Annotated in this window: 1 protein-coding gene and 1 pseudogene; one reads left to right on the top strand and one right to left on the bottom strand. The window is 73.7% G+C overall.

Annotated elements, in window-relative coordinates; genetic code table 11:
- The first annotated feature begins 229 nt into the window (after positions 1-229).
- Positions 230-1,036, top strand: a complete 807-nt coding sequence (locus ABZ914_RS51355) for a mycofactocin-coupled SDR family oxidoreductase (protein ID WP_190865232.1) — start codon at positions 230-232, stop codon at positions 1,034-1,036.
- Between the two features lie 2 nt (positions 1,037-1,038).
- Here ABZ914_RS51355 and ABZ914_RS51360 read toward each other — a convergent pair.
- Positions 1,039-1,424: pseudogene (locus tag ABZ914_RS51360) on the bottom strand (hypothetical protein); the annotation flags it as partial.

Raw genomic sequence — 1,424 nt, forward strand, 5'->3', positions numbered from 1 at the left:
CCGCGGGGGGGGGGCCGGGGGGCCCCCCCCCCCCCCGCCGGGCCCCCCCCCCCCACCCCCACGGTGGCGGGGGCGCGGGTGCGGAGGCCGGGCTCTTGCTCCTTTTGACACTGAGTGCCACTATGGCGTTGACCGCTTATCGGCCCGATGGCAGCGCAGCCGTTGTCCGCCCGAAAAAGGCCTTCCATCTCTGCGACGTCGGGTCTGACCCATGTGGAGGAAGTAAGCCATGGCGCGTTTGACAGGCAAGGTCGCTTTCATCACCGGCGCGGCGCGCGGGCAGGGGCGCGCGGAGGCCGTCCGGCTCGCGTCCGAGGGCGCCGACATCATCGCGGTCGACCTCGTCGGGTCGGCCAGCTCGTACGTCCCCTACGAGCCCTCCGCCCAGTCCGACCTGGACGAGACCGCGAAGCTGGTGGAGGCGCAGGGGCGCCGCGTGGTGGCCCGCAAGGCGGACGTGCGCGACCTCGCCGCGCTCCAGGCGGCCGTCGGCGAGGGCGTCGCCGAGCTCGGCCGCCTCGACGTCGTGGTGGCCAACGCCGGGATCGTGAACTACGGCCGCACCTGGGAGCTCGAAGAGCAGCAGTGGCAGGACATCATCGACACCAACCTCACGGGGGTGTGGAAGACCGTCAAGGCCACCGTCCCGACGCTGATCGAGCAGGGCCAGGGCGGCTCGATCATCATCACCAGCTCGGTGGCGGGCCTGAAGGGGCTGCCGTTCCTCGCCCACTACGCCTCGTCCAAGCACGGCGTCGTGGGCCTGGCGAAGGTGCTGGCCAACGAGCTGGGCGAGCACGACATCCGGGTCAACACCGTCCACCCGCACGGGGTGCGGACCGGCATGACCGCCGGGACGATGACCGAGCTGCTGGAGCAGAACCCGCTGCTCGGCCCCATCTACATGGCGACGCTGCCCTACGAGATGGTCGAGCCGGAGGACATCGCGAACATCGTCGCGTTCCTGGCCTCCGACGAGGGCAAGTACATCACCGGCGCCCAGCTGCCGGTGGACCTCGGCGCCCTCAACCGCTGACGTCAGCGCGGATCGCGGCCGGCCGGGCGGACGGCCGCGATCCACCGGCCTGCGGCCTTGTGCGCCCGTGCTGCGGCCTTGCGGGCCCGTCCGGCGGCGGACGGGAACGACTCGGGGAGCCGGACGTCCGGGAGCAGGGGAGCGGCCGAGCGCGCGCGGGCGGACGCGGCCGTCACACCGGAGCCGTAGGCGACGTCCTCGGCGAGCCGCAGGACCGTGTAGCGGACGGGATCGACGGCCGGACGCTGCCGCAGCCATTCCAGCGCGATGGGGGCGAGCATGGCCACCGCCGCCGCGCGCGCGACCCGGCTCCGGCGCGAGGCGGCGAGCACGACCAGGCCGAGCGGCCACCACTCGCGCCGCAGCGCGTGCCCGAGCGCGGCGGCGT

It is taken from the genome of Spirillospora sp. NPDC046719 (assembly GCF_040645715.1).
Lineage (GTDB): Bacteria > Actinomycetota > Actinomycetes > Streptosporangiales > Streptosporangiaceae > Spirillospora.

Excerpts from the sequence above, each read along its gene's own strand:
- ABZ914_RS51355 (WP_190865232.1), top strand. The coding sequence starts at position 230 with ATGGCGCGTTTGACAGGCAAGGTCGCTTTCATCACCGGCGCGGCGCGC.